Genomic DNA, 18,337 nt, shown 5'->3' with positions numbered 1-18,337 from the left:
TACTTTAGGAACTCGCTGGCGGCGGGAGGATTGCGCTCGATCTGAAGATTGCAGCATCAAAATCCGAACAGCCGCCAGACCTGGCGGCTTTTTTGTTTCAGCCGGCAGGTCTCCCAATCAGGAGCAGAGAGCCGTGTTGACGACCACAGATGATCTTCGGGTCAAGGAAATAAGGGAATTGAGTACGCCGGACCAGGTGATGCGGGAGATACCGCGCACGCTGACGGCGACGCGCACCGTGACCGCGTCGCGCAACGCTATCCACGCCGTGCTGACCGGCACTGACGATCGGCTGATCGTCGTCGTCGGCCCCTGCTCGATCCACGACCCGGCCGCCGCCGTAGACTATGCCAGCCGCCTGGCATCGCTGCGCGAAAGCCTATCCGATCGGCTGGAGATCGTGATGCGCGTGTATTTCGAGAAGCCGCGCACGACGGTCGGCTGGAAAGGCCTGATCAACGATCCTGACCTCGACGGCAGCTTCAACATCGACAAAGGACTGAGGATGGCGCGCAATGTGCTCTCCGCCGTCAACAATCTCGGCCTGCCGGCAGCGACCGAATTCCTCGACATGGCCACCCCGCAATACATTGCCGACCTCGTCGCCTGGGGCGCGATCGGCGCGCGCACGACCGAGAGCCAGATCCATCGCGAACTCGCATCCGGCCTGTCCTGCCCGGTCGGCTTCAAGAACGGCACCGACGGCAATTTGCGGATCGCCGCCGAGGCGGTGAAATCCGCCGCCCAGCCGCATCATTTCTTGGCGGTGACGAAGGGCGGGCGCAGCGCCATCGCGACGACCACCGGCAACGAGGACTGCCACGTCATCCTGCGCGGCGGCATTCAGTCCAATTATGACGCGGCAAGCGTCGCCGCCGCCAGTGCGGAACTCGCCCGGATCGGTGTCGCGCCCCGGCTGATGATCGATGTCAGCCACGCCAACAGCAACAAGAAGCCAGAGAACCAACCGAAGGTAGCGGCCGACGTGGCGGGCCAAGTCGCGGCAGGCGACGAGCGCATTATCGGCGTCATGATCGAGAGCAACCTCGTTGCCGGCCGGCAGGACGTCATGCCCGGCAAGCCGCTCGTCTACGGCCAGAGCATCACCGATGGCTGCATCGACTGGGCAACCACCGAAACGGTGCTGCACGGCCTTGCCGACGCGGTCGAGCAACGCCGGTCGGCGCGACGCGCCCTGGTCGCCAGCCGCCCGGGAGCCGCTTGACGCTTCCCCTTCTCCCCTTGTGGGAGAAGGTGGATCGGCGCGAAGCACCGAGACGGATGAGGGGTGCTGGAAGAAATGAGGCGTTGAGATATCGAGTGATTTTAGGTTCTTAAGACGTCAAAGTCGCGATCTGGCCAACACCCCTCATCCGACCGAGCTTCGCTCGGCCACCTTCTCCCACAAGGGGAGAAGGGAAGCCAACGTCGGCGAATCGCTACCTAACATCCACCCAGCGCTGCTCCTCGAACGAGCGCGCCATGGCATGCACGGTGCGCTCGATCTCAAGGCCTTCGTCGAAATCGATGATGCGCGCCGGCTTGCCGGCCAGCCTGGTCAGCAGTTCTCGGCATTCGATGATCTTGAGATCGTTGAAGCCGAGACCGTGGCCGGGTGCCGGCAGGAAGGCGTCGTAAGGTCTGTGGTGCGGCGCCACCAGGATGGTTCGGTAACCCTGCTCGGTCGGCCGGTCGGCGGTGAGATAGAGCTGGAACTCGTTCATCCGCTCCTGATCGTACAGGATCGAGCCCTTCGAGCCGAAGAACTGGATAGCGATCCGGCCCTTGCGGCCCCAGGCCGAACGGTTGGCCAGCAAGGTGCCGGCAACGCCGTTTTCGAGATGCATCAGCACGCTGGCGATGTCATAGGTCTCGACCGCGCGGCGCCCGCCTGAAGCGACGCGGCGATCGGCATAGGGTTTTGCCATGTCGCACATGACGCGGGCGACGCGGCCGAACAGCACGGCGACCAGCGACAGCGGATGCACCGCGAAATCGTCGAGCGCGCCGTAACCGGACGCCGCCTCGTGCTTCCAGAAGAACAGCGCCTCCGGATCGGCCATGAAATCCTCGTCCATCTCGATGCGCAGATGGTTGACCTCGCCGATGATCTTTTCGTCGAGCAGCGCACCGATATGGCGGATCGCGGGGTTCTGGATGTAGTTGTAGCCGAGAGCGGCCACCTTACCGGATTGTTTCGCTGCTGCCGCCATGGCTTCGGCCTCTGCGAAGCCCGGCGCCATCGGTTTTTCGCACCATAGATGCTTGCCGGCTTCGAGGATGGCGATGGCCATTTCCGGATGGAACTGGTTTGGCGTCGTCAACGATACGATATCGACCTCGGGGTCGTTAACGACGGCGCGCCAGTCACCGGAACCCTTGGCAAAGCCGAATTCGGTGGCACGGCGCTTGGCAAGGTCCTCGTCGACCTCGCCGAGATGGACCAGCCTTGGTTTGGCCACGTCGGGAAAGACAGTGCCGACCGCGTTCCAGGCGATGGCGTGGCACTTGCCCATGAAGCCTGTGCCGATAAGACCGACTCCGACCATTCCCTTGTCTCCGCTATCAGGAAGATTTGCGTGGATGAATTAGTCCATTTTATCCAGAAATGGAACGCATGCCTCATTTTTTATGGCCTTCTTGCACAGGCTCGCTATGATGGGGCACACAGCATCGACTGATGGGCCTAGGCGGAGCGACGATGGACGAACGGGTGCCCCGCGATTTCGAGACGCTGCGTACGACGATCCTGGAACGGCGCCATAGCCTGCCCAAGCGTATCGCGCAGATCGCCGCCTATGCGCTCGACAATCCCGACGATATTGCCTTCGGCACCGCCGCCAGCATAGCCGCCTCTGCCGGCGTTCAGCCTTCGACCCTGATCCGCTTTGCCCAGCAGCTCGGCTTCGACGGCTTCACCAGCCTGCAGCTGGTATTTCGCGAGCGCCTGCGTGAGCGCAATTCGTCCTATGACGAAAGGCTGGCGGCATTGCGCGCCAAGGCCGAGGAAGGCGCCGGTCACCGAGCGATCTTCGACGGCTTCGTCGCCGCGGCTAGCACCTCGCTCAACGATATTTCAGGCAGGTTGAACGAAGAGCATTTCGAAGATGCTATCGCCTTGCTGGCGAAGGCGGAGACCATCTATGTGCTGGCCAAGCGCCGCTCCTATCCGGTCGCCTCCTACATCGCCTATGCGCTGGGCAAGCTCAAGATCCGCAACCAGCTGATCGAATCGGCCGCCGGACTCAACGCCGAGATGATCGGCTTTGCCTCGCCCAGGGATGCCGTCATCGCCATCAGTTTCTCACCCTATGCCCCGGCGGCCATCGAGGAGGCGCGCGTCATCTCCGAGCAAGGCGTGCCGATCGTGGCGATCACCGACAGCTCGTTCTCGCCGCTCGCCCAGTTCGCCAAGGTCTGGTTCGAGGTCGCCGAAGCCGATTTCGCCGGCTTCCGCTCGCTGTCGGCGACCATGGCGCTGGCCATGGCGCTGACCGTCGCGGTTGGCGAGAAGCGGCGCGATACCGGCCGCAAGCGCAAGGCCTAGGTGGCCATCGCGCCAGCACTTTTCAGCAAAGGAACGCGTGTTCCATATTGACTATGGATTGGAATTATTATTTCATATTGCCGGCGCCACGCTGCCGCTCGCGCGTGTTACCCAAGACAACAAGGCTTATGGGAGGTTCGAATGGGCGAAGCCGTGGACGCGAAATATGCGGCGCTCGATGTTATCACCATCGGTCGCGCCTCCGTCGACCTCTATGGCCAGCAGATCGGCTCGCGCCTTGAGGACATCACCTCCTTTGCCAAGTCGGTCGGCGGCTGCCCGGCCAACATTTCGGTCGGCACGGCGAGGCTTGGCCTGCGCTCGGCACTGCTCACCCGCGTCGGCGACGAGCAGATGGGCCGCTTCATCCGCGAGCAGCTGACGCGCGAGGGCGTCTCCGTCGCCGGCCTCAAAACCGACCCGGACCGGCTGACCGCGCTGGTGCTGCTGTCGGTCGAGGACGAAGGCGTCTCGCCGATGATCTTCTACCGCTCCGACTGCGCTGACATGGCGCTTTCGGAAGACGACATCGACGAAGCGTTCATTGCCTCGGCGCGCGCGATCGTCGTCACCGGTACGCATTTTTCACGGCCCAACAGCGATGCCGCGCAGCGCAAGGCGATCCGCACTATCAAGGCCAAGGGCGGCAGGGTGGTGTTCGACATCGACTATCGGCCCAATCTCTGGGGCCTTGCCGGCCATGCCGAAGGGTTCGAACGCTATGTGAAATCCGACCGGGTCTCGGCGCAGCTGAAATCGGTACTGCCTGATTGCGACCTCATCGTCGGCACCGAAGAAGAGATCATGATCGCCTCCGGCACTGACGATTGCCTGAATGCGCTCAAGACGATCCGCTCGCTGTCCAAGGCCACCATCGTCTTGAAGCGCGGCGCCATGGGCTGCATCGTCTATGACGGACCGATCAGTGACGATCTCGAAGACGGCATTGTCGGCAAAGGCTTTCCGATCGAGGTCTACAATGTGCTCGGCGCCGGCGACGCCTTCATGTCGGGCTTCCTGCGCGGCTGGCTCGGCGGCGAAAGTCTTGAGACGGCGGCCACCTGGGCCAATGCCTGCGGCGCCTTCGCGGTGTCGCGGCTGCTCTGCGCTCCGGAATACCCGACCTTCGAGGAATTGCAGTTCTTCCTGAAGAACGGCAGCAGGCACTTGGCGCTGCGCAAGGACGAGGCGATCAACCATGTCCATTGGGCGACGACGCGCAGGCGCGACATTCCCTCGCTGATGGCGCTGGCCTGCGACCACCGTATCCAGCTTGACGATGTCGCCGCGAAAGCCGGTGCCGACCCATCGCGCATCCATGATTTCAAGGTGCTGACGGTCAAGGCGGCGGCAAGGGTTGCCGCCGGCCGTGCCGGTTACGGCATGCTGCTCGACGAGAAATACGGCCGCGAGGCGATGTTCGAATTCGCCCGCCATTCCTTCGCCTGGCTCGGCCGGCCGGTCGAACTGCCGGGATCGCGGCCGCTTCGTTTCGAATTCTCGCAGGACATCGGCTCGCAATTGATCGAGTGGCCGGTCGACCATTGCATCAAGTGCCTATGCTTCTATCACCCCGACGACCCGGAGCCGCTGAAGACCGAGCAGCAGCAGAAGCTCAAAAGCCTGTTCGAGGCCGCGCGGAAAGTGGGCAGAGAACTTCTCATCGAGATCATTGCCGGCAAGCACGGCGAGCTCGACGACACGACGATCCCGCGCGCGCTCGAGGAACTCTACGCGCTTGGCATCAAGCCCGACTGGTGGAAGCTCGAACCGCAGGCTTCAGCCGGGGCTTGGGCAAAGATCGAGGCGGTGATCCTGAAGAACGACCCATGGTGCCGCGGGATTGTGCTGCTCGGCCTCGAAGCGCCACAGGACGAGCTGGAAGCCGCCTTTGCCGCCACCGCCAAAGCGCCCATCGTCAAGGGCTTCGCCGTCGGTCGAACCATCTTCATCAACGCAGCCGAACAGTGGCTTGCCGGCAGAATGTCGGACGAGGAAGCGGTGGCCGACATGGCGTCTCGCTTCGAGAGACTGACCGAGGCATGGCTTGCCGCGCGCGGCCGCAAAGCAGCATAAGAAGGCGCGGCATAAGGACTGCGGAGGAAAACAAGATGACCAAGACAATCCGCCTGACGATGGCGCAGGCGCTGACCCGCTTTCTTGCTCGCCAGATGACCGAGATCGACGGCAGGAAAATGCCGATCTTCGGCGGAGTCTGGGCGATCTTCGGCCATGGCAATGTCGCCGGCGTCGGCGAGGCGCTCTATCAGGTGCGCGACGAATTGCCGACCTTCCGCGCCCATAACGAGCAGGCGATGGCGCATGCGGCGATCGCCTATGCCAAGGCCAATTTTCGCCGCCGCTTCATGGCGGCGACCAGCTCGATCGGCCCCGGCGCGCTCAACATGGTGACGGCGGCGGCACTCGCGCATGTAAACAGGTTGCCCGTCCTGTTTCTCCCCGGCGACGTCTTCGCCAATCGCATCCCCGATCCCGTGCTGCAGCAGGCAGAGGATTTCTCCGACGGCACCGCGACGGTCAATGACTGCTTCCGGCCGGTGTCGCGCTATTTCGATCGCATCACCCGGCCGGAGCAGATCATCCCGGCGCTCAACCGTGCCATGCAGGTGCTCACCGATCCGGCTGAATGCGGACCGGTGACGCTGGCGCTCTGCCAGGACGTGCAGGCCGAGGCTTATGATTACCCCGAGAGCTTCTTTGCCGAACGGGTCTGGCATCAGCGACGGCCGCGTCCGGACCGCCAAGAACTCGCGGCTGCGGTTGCGGCGCTGAAGGGGGCGACTAAGCCGTTGGTGATTGCCGGCGGTGGCGTGCTCTATTCGCAGGCGTCGGGTGAATTGGCGAAGCTGGTGCAAGACGCCAGCATCCCGGTCTGTGAGACGCAGGGCGGCAAATCCTCGCTGCCGGACGATCATCCGCTCAACATGGCGGCGGTCGGCGTCACCGGCACCTCGGCGGCCAACAGGCTGGCTGAAGAGGCCGACGTCGTGCTTGCCGTCGGCACCAGGCTGCAGGATTTCACCACCGGTTCCTGGGCGCTGTTCAAGAATTCCGGCAAAACCATCATCGGCCTCAACGTCCAGCCTTTCGATGCGGGAAAGCACCAGGCGCTGCCGCTGGTCGCAGACGCGGCGGAAGGGCTCGCCGAGCTCGGCGCGGCGCTGAAAGACTGGAAGGCGCCGGTCGCCTGGACCGACAATGCGGCCAGGGGCAAGAAGGATTGGCAGGCCGATGCCGACAAGGTGACGGCGTCGACCAATGCCGCCTATCCCTCCGACGCGCAGGTGATCGGTGCCGTGCAGCGCGCCATGGGCGCCGGTGTGACGCTGCTTCATGCCGCCGGCGGCCTGCCCGGCGAATTGCACAAGCTCTGGCAGGCGGGGGCGCCCGGCTCCTACCATGCCGAATACGGCTTCTCGACCATGGGTTACGAGATCGCAGGCGGGCTTGGCGTCAAAATGGCCAAGCCCGACGAGGAGGTCGTCGTGATGATTGGCGATGGCTCCTATCTGATGCTCAATTCCGAGATCGCAACGTCTGTCATGCTCGGCCTCAAGCTGACCATCGTGCTGCTCGACAACCGAGGCTATGGCTGCATCAACCGGCTGCAGATGGCGACCGGCGGCGCCAACTTCAACAATCTCTTGAAGGACGCCCGCCACGAGGTTCTGCCCGATATCGACTTCGCCGCGCATGCGGCAAGCCTGGGCGCGATCGCCGAGAAAGTTTCGTCGATCGCCGGGCTGGAAACGGCGCTGGCGCAAGCTCGGAAGAATACCAGGACCACTGTGCTTGTCATCGACACCGATCCGCTGGTTTCGACCGAAGCCGGTGGAAGCTGGTGGGATGTCGCCGTGCCGGAAGTCTCGGTGCGCCCGCAAGTGAACGCGGCGCGCAAGAAATACGAGGAAGCGCTGAGCGGGCGGCCTTAAGCCGTCCGTGAAGCTGATCCTAAGGCCTGAACTGGAGTAACGACTTGAGAGCCAAACTGGGCATGTCCCCCATTGCATGGTGGAACGACGATCTTGCGGAACTCAGCGATGATGTGTCGCTGGAGGAATGCCTGGCGCAGTCGCGTTCGGCAGGCTTCACCGGCATGGAAATGGGCCGCCGTTTTCCCAGCGATCCGGAGATCATGCTGCCGATCCTGAAAGAGGCCGACGTCACGCTTTGCGGCGGCTGGTTCTCCGGCACACTGGTCGACGAAGGCATGGCTGACAACAAGGATCGCATCCAGCCGATGATCGATCTGTTCAAGGCGGTGAACGCGCCCTGCATCGTCTATGGCGAGGTGGGCCGCTCCATCCAGGGAGATCGCTCGAAGCCGCTCGCCACCAAGCCCAAGCTTTCGGACGACGAGATGAAAGCCTATGCGAGGCGCCTCACGCAGTTCGGCGAATGGTGCGCCGAGCAGGGCATGCCGCTGTCCTATCACCATCATATGGCGGCGGTGGTCGAGACCGAGCCCGAACTCGACGCATTCATGCGCTACTCGGGAGAAGGCATTCCACTGCTGCTCGATGCAGGCCATCTGGCTTTTGCCGGCGGCGATGTTCTGCGCGCCATCGACAACCATCACAAACGCATCAACCACGTGCATGTGAAGGACGTGCGCATGGAGGTGATCGAGAAACTCGACCGCCAGAAGCAATCCTTCCTCGATGCTGTGGCACTTGGCGCCTTCACGGTGCCGGGAGATGGCTCGCTGGATTTTGGCGCCATTGTGGAAAGGCTGGCGAACTACGGTTATGAAGGCTGGTTCGTCGTCGAGGCCGAGCAGGATCCCAGGAAGAATCCGCCGCTCAAGATGGCACAAGTCGGCTACAAGGAGTTGATGCGGGTGATGACGGCTGCCGGCTACACCGTTGAAACACAGGGCTTCCCCAATGCTTGAATGCACTATTCCCGGCAAATGGCTGATCCGATGCGGGGGTTGATCCGATGAAGGACTCCGAGCACCCGTTCTTCCGGCCTCTGTGGCGGCGCGTTGCCATCGTCGCGGTCTGCCTGGTCTGGGCCGTGGTCGAGTTTGCCACCGGCGCACCATTCTGGGGCACGATCGCGCTCGGCTTCACCGGCTATGCCGTGTGGCAGTTCTTCTATCTCTACAAGCCGGCCGACGAGGACAAGGCTTCGGCCGACACCGAACCGAAGGAATGACCCTAGATGTCGAAACTGCTCATCAAAGCCGATAAGGGCCATGGCCGCGTCGCCCATGTGACGCCGCAAAGCGCCGGCTGGACCTATGTCGGTTTCGATCTGCATCGGCTGCGGCCCGGTGAGGCAGCCTCCGGGCAGACCGCGAACTGCGAAGTCTGCCTGGTGTTCGTCACCGGCAAGGGCAAGGCTAGGGCGGGCGACAATGATCTCGGCCTGCTCGGCGAACGCATGTCGCCCTTCGAAGGCAAGCCGTGGTCGGTCTATGTGCCGCAGGGCTCTGACTGGTCGGTGACCGCCGACACCGATGTCGAACTCGCGGTCTGCTCGGCGCCTGGGCTTGGCGGCGGCCTGCCGGTCCGCGTCATTGCGCCGAAGGAACTCGGCCAGGAGGTTCGCGGCAAGGGCACCAACACGCGCTATGTCACCAACATCCTGCCGGAAGGCAAGCCGGCCGATTCCTTGCTGGTGGTCGAGGTCATCACGCCCGGCGGCCACACCTCGAGCTACCCGCCGCACAAGCATGACCAGGACAATCTGCCGGCCGAATCCTATCTCGAGGAGACCTACTATCACCGGCTCAACCCGCCACAGGGCTTCGCCTTCCAGCGCGTCTACACGGATGCCGACAGGAATGGCGCTCGTTCGCTCGATGAGGCGATGGCGATCGAGGACGGCGACGTCGTGCTGGTGCCAAAGGGCTATCATCCTTGTGCCGCCTGCCATGGCTACGACCTCTATTACCTCAACGTCATGGCCGGGCCGAAGCGGACGTGGAAGTTCCACAACGCGCCTGAGCACGAATGGCTGATGAAGAGCTGATCGCGCGGCTCTTCCGGGTTGGCAAACTGGCCCAAAGCGAAAAAATCGTCGGCTAATGACCCGCCTGAACAACTTTGTTATCAGGAGCGATCATCAGCTTCGTCATTTCGTCATGCAAATCGCCTATGGCAGCGGGAGTTGACGAGGACTTTCGATGCGCTACGCTATCTATTTCACCCCCCGGCAGGACGAACCGCTGGCGCGGATCGCCGCCAATTGGCTCGGCCGCGACCCATTCGGCGCCGCCACAAGGCCTGTCGAGGCCGTGGGCGATCTGTCGGCGGCGGAAGTCGCCTTCCACACCGCTTCGGCGCGCCGCTACGGCTTCCACGCGACGCTGAAGGCGCCCTTCCGGCTGGCCTCGAACGAGACGGAAGCCTCGCTTCGCGCGGCGCTCGACGATTTTGCCGAGACGACGCCGGTGGTGATGATCCCGCGTCTGGTCGTCAGCCAGATCGATGGCTTCTTCGCGCTCGTGCCGGAAGGACCACTGCCGGCGCTCAACCGCTTCGCCGACGACGTCGTGCGCGACTTCGACCGTTTTCGCGCGCCGCTGAGCGAGGCGGAAATCGAGCGGCGCAGCCCGGATTCGCTGAAGCCGGCTGAATTCCGCAATCTCTGCCAGTGGGGCTACCCCTATGTCTTCGAGACCTTTCGTTTCCATATGACGCTGTCCGGCCGAGCCTCGCCACAGGAAAGCCCTCGTCTTCGCTTAGCAATCGACAGCCTGTTTGCGCAGGTCCTGCAAAAGCCGGTGCCGGTGGACGCGCTGACCCTATTTGTCGAAACCGAACCTGGCGCCCCGTTCATGGTGCTTTCCCATCACGCGCTCGGGCGCCGCCCGGCTAGAAAAACTGCCTGAGATGACTATCTCTTTTAACCGCGTTTGTGCGACGCCAATCGATTCCAATTGGCTGCAAAATGCTCCAAGGACTGCCTGAAATGACCGCCGAGACCGTTCTCAACAATGCCCGCATCGTGCTTGCCGACGAGATCGTCGAAGGATCGATCGTGCTGCGCGACGGCTTGATCACCGGGATCGATGCCGGTGCCGGCCGGACCGGCGAGGACATGGGCGGCGATTTCATCATCCCCGGACTGGTCGAGCTTCACACCGACCACCTCGAAGGCCATTACGCGCCGCGGCCGAAAGTGCGCTGGAACCCGATCGCCGCGGTGCTCGCTCACGACGCGCAAGTGGCGACCGCCGGCATCACCACCGTGCTCGACGCCTTGCGCGTCGGCATGGACGACGATGCCGACATGAATTCGGCCGACATGCGCAAGCTGGCCGATGCGATCGAGGACAGCGTCCAGCAGGACCGGCTGCGGGCCGATCATTTCATCCATCTGCGCTGCGAGGTTTCGGCGCCGGATTGCCTCGCAGCCTTCGCCCATTTCGACGGCGATGACAGGATCAAGCTGGCGTCGCTGATGGACCATGCGCCGGGACAGCGCCAGTTCGTCGACTTGGAAACCTATGCCTATTACTACCAGCGCAAGCTGAAGCTGACGGATCGCGAATTCCAGCAATTTTGCGAGAAGCGGATGGCGGAATCGGCGACGAATTCCGGCCCGAACCGCGCCTTCATCGCCGCCGCCTGCCATCAGCGCGGCATCGTGCTCGCCAGCCATGACGACGCCACGACAGGCCATGTCGATGAAGCGATCGAGCAGGGTGTCCGCGTCGCCGAGTTCCCAACTACAGAAGAAGCCGCCAGGGCCTCGAAAGAAGCAGGGCTTGGCGTGCTGATGGGCGCGCCGAACGTCATGCGCGGCGCCTCGCATTCTGGAAACGTTTCAGCCCGCACACTCGCCGGCGACGGGCTGCTCGACATACTGTCGTCCGACTACATTCCCTTCAGCCTGATCCAGTCGGCCTTTTTTCTCGGCGACGTGGTCGACGGCATTTCCCTGCCTCAGGCGGTGGCGATGGTCTCGAAGAACCCGGCCGAAGCAGTCGGCCTCACCGACCGTGGCGTCATCGAGCAGGGCCGGCGCGCCGATCTGGTGCGTGTACGTCTCGACGACCATGTCCCGGTCGTCCGCACGGTCTGGCGGCAAGGACGCCGGGTCGCATGATGGCGTCGGCGTTGATCGAGCGTGAGTTGTCGGCCGCGGCGTTTCCGATCCGCGACGGTGTCTTTGTCGCCGTTGTCGGGCCGAGCGGCGCCGGCAAGGACACGGTGATCGGCTATGCCCGCACCCGCTTCGCTGACGAGACAAGGCTGGAGTTCGTGCGCCGGGTCATCACCCGGCCGAGCGACACGACAAGCGAGGATCACGACACGCTGGCCGATGCGGCCTTTGTCGAGGCCGAGGCGGATGGCGCCTTCGCCATCTCCTGGGAGGCGCATGGTTTGCGCTACGGCATTCCGGCTGAAGTCGACTGGTCGGTCGCCAATGGACGCGTCGCCATTGCCAATGTCTCCCGCGCCATTATCCCGGTTCTACGCGAGCGTTACGCAAATCTCGCCATCGTCGAGATCACCGCTTCACCGGAAATCCTGGCCGAGCGATTGGCCATGCGCGGCCGCGAGTCGCGCGGCGAGGTGCTGGCGCGCCTGGCGCGCAGCGCCAATGTGGCGCTGTCCGGGCCAGGCGTCACCTCGATCGACAATAGCGGCCCACGCGAGGCAGCCGGCGAGCGCTTCGCCGATGTGCTGCGCAAGGCCATGGCTTTTTCGGATATGTCGGGCTTGATCTAGGCAGCCCCTTACCTTCTCCCCTTGTGGGAGAAGGTGGATCGGCGCGCAGCGCCGAGACGGTTGAGGGGTGCTGGACGGAGTGCGGTCCTGCCAAGCTGGAACACCCCTCATCCGGCCGAGCGGAGCTCGGCCACCTTCTCCTACAAGGGGAGAAGGACGAGGCGGTGCAACTATTCGGCGGCAGCACCAGCCGCGCCCTTGCGGGCTGCCCCCAGCATCAGCCGCCGCTCCCGGAACACACCCCATTGCTGGTCGACCAGCACGCCGATGAGGATCACCCCGCCCATCACCGCGAAGTTGAGCGAGGAGGGGATGCCGAGCAGGTTGACGAGGTTTTGCAGCTCCTGCAGCAAGACCGTGCCGAGGATGACGCCGATCAGCGAGCCCTCGCCGCCGCGCAGCGAGAAGCCGCCGAGCACGGCTGCGGCAATGGCGTAGAGTTCGTAGAACTGACCGTGGCTCGCCGGCGAGATCGAGCGCGTGTACATGGCGAAGTAGATCGCCGACAGCGCCGTCAGCACACCGCAGATGACATAGGCGGCGATAACGACGCGACCGGTGCGGATGCCCGAATATTTCGCCGCCTCCTCGTTTTTGCCGATGGCATAGAGGTAGCGCCCGAACACCGAGCGGTGCAGCACCACCCACGTCACGATTGCGATGACGATCAGCGCAATGAAGCTGTTTGGCACGCCATAGGATCGCCCGGCGGTCAGGAACTCGAGCTCCGGAAAGTTCTGTCCGAAGGCGAAGCCGGCGGTGCCGTCGGCTGTGTAGAACCGCGCCACGCCGCGGTAGATCAGCAGGCCGCAGAGCGTCACCACGAAAGGCTGCAATTTGAGCCGCGTGATCAGCCAGCCATGTGCCAGCCCGATGAGGCCGCCGAGCACGAGGATCAGCGGCAGCGCCACCGGCCATGCCATGCCGCGCGTCGCGATGAAATCGACGAACAGGACGCCGAGCAGCGCGACCACCGAGCCGACCGACAATTCGATGCCGCCGGTGATGATGACGAAGGCCTGGCCGATCGCCAGGATGCCGAACAGCCCGATCAGGTTCGACGTGTTGGCGAGGTTGATCGGCAGCAGGAAACGCGGATTGATGATCGCCACCACCGCTCCCACCACAAGGATCAGGATCAGCAGGCCGAGATCTTTCTTGCTCATCGTCTTCTCCCAATGCCTGCCTAGAACCCGCGCCAAAACAAAAAGCTATTTCGGCTGTTTGCCAACCGCCAGCAGCAGCACGTTTTCCTGGCTGAATTGCTCCTTGTCGAGAATGCCTGAGATCTGGCCCTCATGCATGACGGCGATGCGGTCGGAGACGCCGATCACCTCCTCCATGTCGCTCGAGATCATCAGCACGGCGACGCCGGCATCGGCCAGCGCCCGCATCAGCCCGTAGATTTCGGCCTTGGCGCCGATATCGATGCCGCGTGTCGGCTCATCGAGGATCATCACCTTGGGGTGCATGGCCAGCCATTTGGCAAGCACCACCTTTTGCTGGTTGCCGCCGGACAGCGTGCCGGTGCGCGTCGCCACCGAGGGCGCCTTGATGCCGAGATTGCGTTTCTGCTTCTCGGCGGTGACGGCTTCGGCGCCGGCAGAAACCAGGAACCGCCGGGCATGCGCCGGCAGATTGGGGAGCGAAATATTCTGGGCAATCGACAGGTCGAGCAGGATGCCGGTCAGCTTGCGGTCTTCCGGGACGAGGAAGATACCGCTGGCGACCGCGTCCGCAGCCGAACCAAGGACCAGATCTGTTCCATCAAGCTGGAGCGCACCGCCTAGGCTCTTCTCGATACCGAAAAGCACGCGCGCCAGCTCGGTGCGGCCGGAGCCGACAAGACCCGCCAGCCCGAGGATTTCGCCATGCCTGACGCCGAGATCGACCGGCCGATCGGGATAGGCGCTGGTGCGAACGGCCTTGGCCGACAGGGCGACGGTGCCGGGCGGGCGCGCCGATTCTGCGGCCTTCTCCCTCTCCTTCAGCATGCGTCCGATCATCAGCTTGACCATCTGGTCGTGATTGATGGCGTTCTTCGGCAGCGTGCCGGCAAGCATGCCGTCCCTCAGCACCACAACGCGATCGGCGACCCGCTCGACCTCGTGAAGGCGGTGCGAGATGAAGATGACGCTGATGCCCTCCGCCTTCAGCGCCCTGATGACATCGAGCAGCTTGTCGGTTTCGGCAAGGGGCAGGCTCGATGTCGGCTCGTCGAGGATGACCAGCCGCGCCTCGATCGACAGCGCCTTGGCGATTTCGACCATCTGCTGCTGGGCAAGCGACAGGGCCGATACCGGCGTGTCGGCGGAAAAATTGGCGCCCACGCGTTTGAGCAGCGGCGCCGACAGCGCGCGCAGCCTGGCGCGGTCGACCAGCTTGAGCGGCCCGGCGCGCAACGGCTCACGGCCGAAAAAGATGTTGGCGGCAACGTCGAGGTTTTCGAACAGGTTGAGTTCCTGGTGGACGAAGGCGATGCCGGAACCGATGCTGGCTTCGACCGTCAGCCCGTCATGAGCGACGCCGTCGACGATGATCGTGCCGGTGTCGGGGGTGGTCACGCCGCCGAGTATCTTCATCAGCGTCGACTTGCCGGCGCCGTTTTCGCCGACGAGGCCGATGACCTCGCCGGGCCTGACTTCCATCGAAAACCCGTCCAGCGCAACCACGCCGGGGTAGGTCTTGCGCACGCCCTCGAGACTGAGGAACGGGGCAGTCGTGGATGCGCTGATGGATGCGTCGGAATAATTCATCATGCCTGACAGCAGCCGGTGGGCCACAGACTGACGGGCCTGGCGAGGCCCGTCAACAACAGCGTGGCGCTGCCCCTCACCCTTACCCTCTCCCCGTGAGGAACGGGGAGAGGGGGATCGCCAGCGCTGGAGCTTGTCGCTTCTCCCCGTTGTTCACCGGAGAAGGTGCCGGCAGGCGGATGAGGGGCAGCGCCAACGCCGATTATTTACCCGCCATTGTCTTCAGATTGGCGGCATAGGCGTCGACGTCGTCCTTGCCGATGATCTTGGTCGGCACGATGATCAGCCCGTCGGCGGGAACGCCCGATTTGTCGCCCTTGAGATAGGCGGCCATCAGCTTCATGCCCTGGTAGGCCCATTCGAAGGGCTGCTGCACGACGGTGGCGGCAACGGTGCCTTCCTTGACGCCGCCCAGCGTGATCGGATCGTCGTCGAAGCCGACGACCGTGATCTGGCCGAGCTTGCCGGCGTCGCGCAGCGCTTCATAGATGCGCGGCGTGTTGTAGGAGTAGAAGCCGACCATGCAGGTGACGTCGGGGCTGGCGACCAGCGCGTCCTCGACGTTCTTCTTGGCGCGGGCCTGGTCGATGTCGTCGCCACGAACGTCGATCAGCTCGATCTTGCTGCCGGCGAGCCCTTCCTTCATGCCTTCGATGCGCTCCTTGGCATTGTCGGCGCCGAGCAGGCCGACGAAACCGAGGCATTTGCCGCCGTCAGGCATCGCCTTCTTGGCGATCTCTGCCGCCTGCTTGCCGGCGTCGATATTGGACGAGCCGATATAGGCGACCCGCTTGGTCTGCGGCGCATCGCTGTCGGTGGTGAACAGCGCCGTCTCCGAGGCGATCTTGTTCAGCCCGTCGGTCGAGGTCTTGGGGTCGACTGCCGAAACCATGATGGCCTTGACGCCGGCCGTCACCAGATCGTCCATCAGCCGTTGCTGGATGGCGACCGACGACTGCTCCGGATATTTGAGCTGCAGATCGTAGTCGGGCAATTCGCCCTGCGCCTTCTTGACGCCGGCTTCGGCCGCCTTCCAGAAATCGGAAGCGCCGTTGACGACGAAGGCCAGCGTCGGTTTGTCCTGGGCGCGTGCAATTGCCGTGATGGACAGGCCGAGAGCCAAAGCCGCGGCGGCGACGGACGCATTTCGTATTACAGATTTCATGTTCAACCTCCCGTTTGATTCAGTCATTTTCGCTGATCTGAACTTTGTCGAATGCGGCTTGGACGCCCTCCTCCTCAAGGGGTGCTGGCAGCGAAAGAACGGCGCCATTCCAGCCGCGATTTTGGACTTTAGAGACTCATTGGCTGTTCGTATAGTCGGATTTGTCTGACATTTCTGTAATTGCGTGGCGTTGCTTTGCCGGTCCAAGAGCCGCGGATGCCGCGCCACACGCCTGCTTCCCGTCATGCCCGTTCGACCCCGGGCCGGCATGACAAATTGACTTTAAAACGCTTACGACTATTAGTAAATAGTATTAGTCTTCTGCTTGGAACCTGGTGTCGCTGACGAAATGGCTGCCTGCCGCATGGTGCGAGAAAGTGAGGAATTCGCCCTTCAAGACCGCGTCTATCTCACATTGCTCTCTTCGCGCTGATAGCCATTCGGTTGCCAGGAATGGTAATAATGATTAATCGAGTGCTTGTTTTATAAACGCGAAGCACCGGGCCGTGCTGCCGTATTTAACGACGTCCAAGGCGACCTCTGATCAGCCAGGCCGGGAATTTGGAACACAATGCCATGAACGAACCGACGGATCTGCGTGATCCTGCGCCTGAGGTCTCCAAGCCCCGAAAGGCCCCTGCGAAAAACCCCAAGGGTCGCGTCACCATGACGGACATCGCCAGGGCCGCCGGCTGCTCGCAGGCGACGGTTTCGTTCGTGCTCAACAACACGCCGGGCATAAGGCTGTCGCAGCAGACCCGCGAACGGGTGATCGAGGCCGCGCGGGGTCTCGGCTATGCGCCACCAGCCTTCTCTGCTCTTCGCGGCCCTGTCGCCTCGTTCGAGGGGCTGGACGGGGTGATCGGCTTCGCGGTCGATCAACTGGCGACCAGCCCCGAAGCGGTCGTCGCCATCGAAGGTGCGCGCCAGGCCTCGTGGAATGCCGGCAATGTCGTGCTGGTCGCGCAGACTTTGGGTGATTCCGTCATGGAGCCGCGCGCCATTGCGGCACTGACCAAGCGGGGCATTTCGGCGCTGATCTATATGACCATCTTCACGCGCGAGATCGTCGCGCCCGATTATCTCTATGGCCTCGACATCCCGGTCATCCTGCTCAATTGCTACACCGCCGACTACGCCTTCCCCGCCGTGGTGCCGAGCGAGATCGCCGGCGGCCAGAGTTCCACCCGCCACTTGATCAGCCATGGCCACCGCCGCATCGCCACCATCACCGGCGAGCCCTGGATGCAGGCAGCGCAGGATCGGCTGAAGGGCTACCGCCGGGCGCTGGCGACGGCCGACATCCCGTTCGATGCGGAGCTGGTGGTCGAGGGTGACTGGTCGGCGAGCGCCGGTTACGCGGCGACCGTCAAGCTGCTGGCGCTCAAGGACCGCCCGACCGCCATCTTCTGCCAGAACGACCGCACCGCGATCGGCTGCTACGAAGCGCTCAAGGAAACCGGCTTGCACATTCCCGGGGACATTTCGGTTATCGGTTATGACGACGAGGAAATCGCCCGCCATCTGTTCCCGCCTTTGACGACGTCGATCCTGCCGCATATGGCGATGGGGCAATGGGCGATCGAGCAATTGGAAGTTCCCGCACCGCCCGGCCGGGGCCGCTATCCCATCACCAAGCTTGAATGCCCGCTGGTCGAACGGGAATCGGTCGGTGCTGTGGCGCCCGCGCGCTCAAACGGTCCGACAACCAGCTGAGCATGGACCAAACCACTTCTGAAAATTGTGGAGTTCCGTTAAGCATCGATACCGGAAGGGAATTGCTCACCCCAACGGCATAATGCCTCAGCTCCAGCATTGAGCGCCGCTCCGCTTTCTGTCAACGAATAGACGACCTTGGTCGGCGATCCCGGATAGACTTCTCGGTTCACAAGCCCGTCGGCCTCCAGTTCACGCAATTGCTGCGTCAGCATCTTTTCACTGATCGCCGGAATCGACTGCCTCAACCGGCCGAACCTGCGAGACGCCGTTCCAAGCTCACAAAGAATATCCACTTTCCACTTCCCTTCGATCGCCTTGATCGCGGTTGCGAAGCCGCAATTGGCCGTCGGCTTATTCATGATGTTCTCCTTACCGTTGGGTAACCACTTACCTCCAGGTGCGTATTGTGCGCGCCATTCACTCCAGCATACCTCTGCCCGTG

Annotated in this window: 16 protein-coding genes; 11 read left to right on the top strand and 5 right to left on the bottom strand. The window is 63.2% G+C overall.

Annotation, left to right across the window (positions count from 1 at the left end; all coding sequences use genetic code 11):
- The first annotated feature begins 133 nt into the window (after positions 1-133).
- Entirely contained in the window at positions 134-1,225 is a 1,092-nt protein-coding gene (locus RPG13_RS07720) for a 3-deoxy-7-phosphoheptulonate synthase (RefSeq protein ID WP_126104019.1), read from the top strand.
- A 214-nt stretch (positions 1,226-1,439) separates the two neighbouring features.
- Here the strand turns inward: RPG13_RS07720 and RPG13_RS07715 are convergent, their stop codons facing one another.
- Positions 1,440-2,549, bottom strand: coding sequence for a Gfo/Idh/MocA family protein (locus RPG13_RS07715; protein ID WP_337124784.1), 1,110 nt, complete (start codon positions 2,547-2,549; stop codon positions 1,440-1,442).
- Between the two features lie 152 nt (positions 2,550-2,701).
- Between RPG13_RS07715 and RPG13_RS07710 the strand changes: the two genes are divergently transcribed.
- The 9 genes from RPG13_RS07710 to phnN all read left to right on the top strand — a co-directional run bounded on the left by RPG13_RS07710 (position 2,702) and on the right by phnN (position 12,255).
- Positions 2,702-3,547: a MurR/RpiR family transcriptional regulator gene (locus RPG13_RS07710; RefSeq protein ID WP_164547059.1), complete on the top strand. Its 846-nt coding sequence runs from the start codon at positions 2,702-2,704 to the stop codon at positions 3,545-3,547.
- A 141-nt stretch (positions 3,548-3,688) separates the two neighbouring features.
- The gene (locus RPG13_RS07705) at positions 3,689-5,623 is read left to right on the top strand and encodes a bifunctional 5-dehydro-2-deoxygluconokinase/5-dehydro-2-deoxyphosphogluconate aldolase (RefSeq protein ID WP_337124783.1); all 1,935 of its coding nucleotides are present in this window, start codon (positions 3,689-3,691) and stop codon (positions 5,621-5,623) included.
- A 35-nt stretch (positions 5,624-5,658) separates the two neighbouring features.
- Positions 5,659-7,500: a 3D-(3,5/4)-trihydroxycyclohexane-1,2-dione acylhydrolase (decyclizing) gene (iolD, locus tag RPG13_RS07700; protein WP_337124782.1), complete on the top strand. Its 1,842-nt coding sequence runs from the start codon at positions 5,659-5,661 to the stop codon at positions 7,498-7,500.
- A gap of 44 nt (positions 7,501-7,544) precedes the next feature.
- Positions 7,545-8,462 (top strand): myo-inosose-2 dehydratase, encoded by a 918-nt coding sequence (iolE, locus tag RPG13_RS07695; RefSeq protein WP_095484505.1) that lies wholly within the window; start codon positions 7,545-7,547, stop codon positions 8,460-8,462.
- Positions 8,463-8,509: 47 nt separating this feature from the next.
- Positions 8,510-8,728, top strand: a complete 219-nt coding sequence (locus RPG13_RS07690; protein ID WP_095484506.1) for a DUF3329 domain-containing protein — start codon at positions 8,510-8,512, stop codon at positions 8,726-8,728.
- A 6-nt stretch (positions 8,729-8,734) separates the two neighbouring features.
- Positions 8,735-9,547, top strand: a complete 813-nt coding sequence (iolB, locus tag RPG13_RS07685) for a 5-deoxy-glucuronate isomerase (protein WP_292648344.1) — start codon at positions 8,735-8,737, stop codon at positions 9,545-9,547.
- Between the two features lie 154 nt (positions 9,548-9,701).
- The gene (locus RPG13_RS07680) at positions 9,702-10,409 is read left to right on the top strand and encodes a DUF1045 domain-containing protein (protein ID WP_128243734.1); all 708 of its coding nucleotides are present in this window, start codon (positions 9,702-9,704) and stop codon (positions 10,407-10,409) included.
- 80 nt (positions 10,410-10,489) lie between these two features.
- Positions 10,490-11,629, top strand: coding sequence for an alpha-D-ribose 1-methylphosphonate 5-triphosphate diphosphatase (locus RPG13_RS07675; protein ID WP_126104027.1), 1,140 nt, complete (start codon positions 10,490-10,492; stop codon positions 11,627-11,629).
- Entirely contained in the window at positions 11,626-12,255 is a 630-nt protein-coding gene (gene phnN / locus RPG13_RS07670) for a phosphonate metabolism protein/1,5-bisphosphokinase (PRPP-forming) PhnN (protein ID WP_164547060.1), read from the top strand. The genes RPG13_RS07675 and phnN overlap by 4 nt, the downstream gene beginning before the upstream one ends.
- A gap of 170 nt (positions 12,256-12,425) precedes the next feature.
- Here phnN and RPG13_RS07665 read toward each other — a convergent pair whose 3' ends face one another.
- The 3 genes from RPG13_RS07665 to RPG13_RS07655 form a co-directional block, all read right to left on the bottom strand.
- Positions 12,426-13,421, bottom strand: coding sequence for an ABC transporter permease (locus RPG13_RS07665; RefSeq protein WP_095484512.1), 996 nt, complete (start codon positions 13,419-13,421; stop codon positions 12,426-12,428).
- Between the two features lie 45 nt (positions 13,422-13,466).
- Complete coding sequence (locus tag RPG13_RS07660; protein ID WP_337126994.1) at positions 13,467-15,011, bottom strand: sugar ABC transporter ATP-binding protein; 1,545 nt, start codon at positions 15,009-15,011, stop codon at positions 13,467-13,469.
- Between the two features lie 202 nt (positions 15,012-15,213).
- Entirely contained in the window at positions 15,214-16,176 is a 963-nt protein-coding gene (locus RPG13_RS07655; RefSeq protein ID WP_126104029.1) for a sugar-binding protein, read from the bottom strand.
- 576 nt (positions 16,177-16,752) lie between these two features.
- Here RPG13_RS07655 and RPG13_RS07650 point away from each other — a divergent pair.
- A complete protein-coding gene (locus RPG13_RS07650) occupies positions 16,753-17,892 on the top strand; it encodes a LacI family DNA-binding transcriptional regulator (protein WP_337124781.1) in 1,140 nt (379 codons plus the stop codon).
- 38 nt (positions 17,893-17,930) lie between these two features.
- Here the strand turns inward: RPG13_RS07650 and RPG13_RS07645 are convergent, their stop codons facing one another.
- Entirely contained in the window at positions 17,931-18,254 is a 324-nt protein-coding gene (locus tag RPG13_RS07645; protein ID WP_095484515.1) for a winged helix-turn-helix transcriptional regulator, read from the bottom strand.
- Between the last annotated feature and the right edge of the window lie 83 nt (positions 18,255-18,337).

The sequence above is a fragment of the Mesorhizobium sp. ISC15 genome, from assembly GCF_037162615.1.
Taxonomy (GTDB): Bacteria; Pseudomonadota; Alphaproteobacteria; order Rhizobiales; family Rhizobiaceae; genus Mesorhizobium; species Mesorhizobium mediterraneum.
Note: the sequence above shows the minus strand (reverse complement) of the source record. Positions and strands in the feature narration are given on the sequence as shown.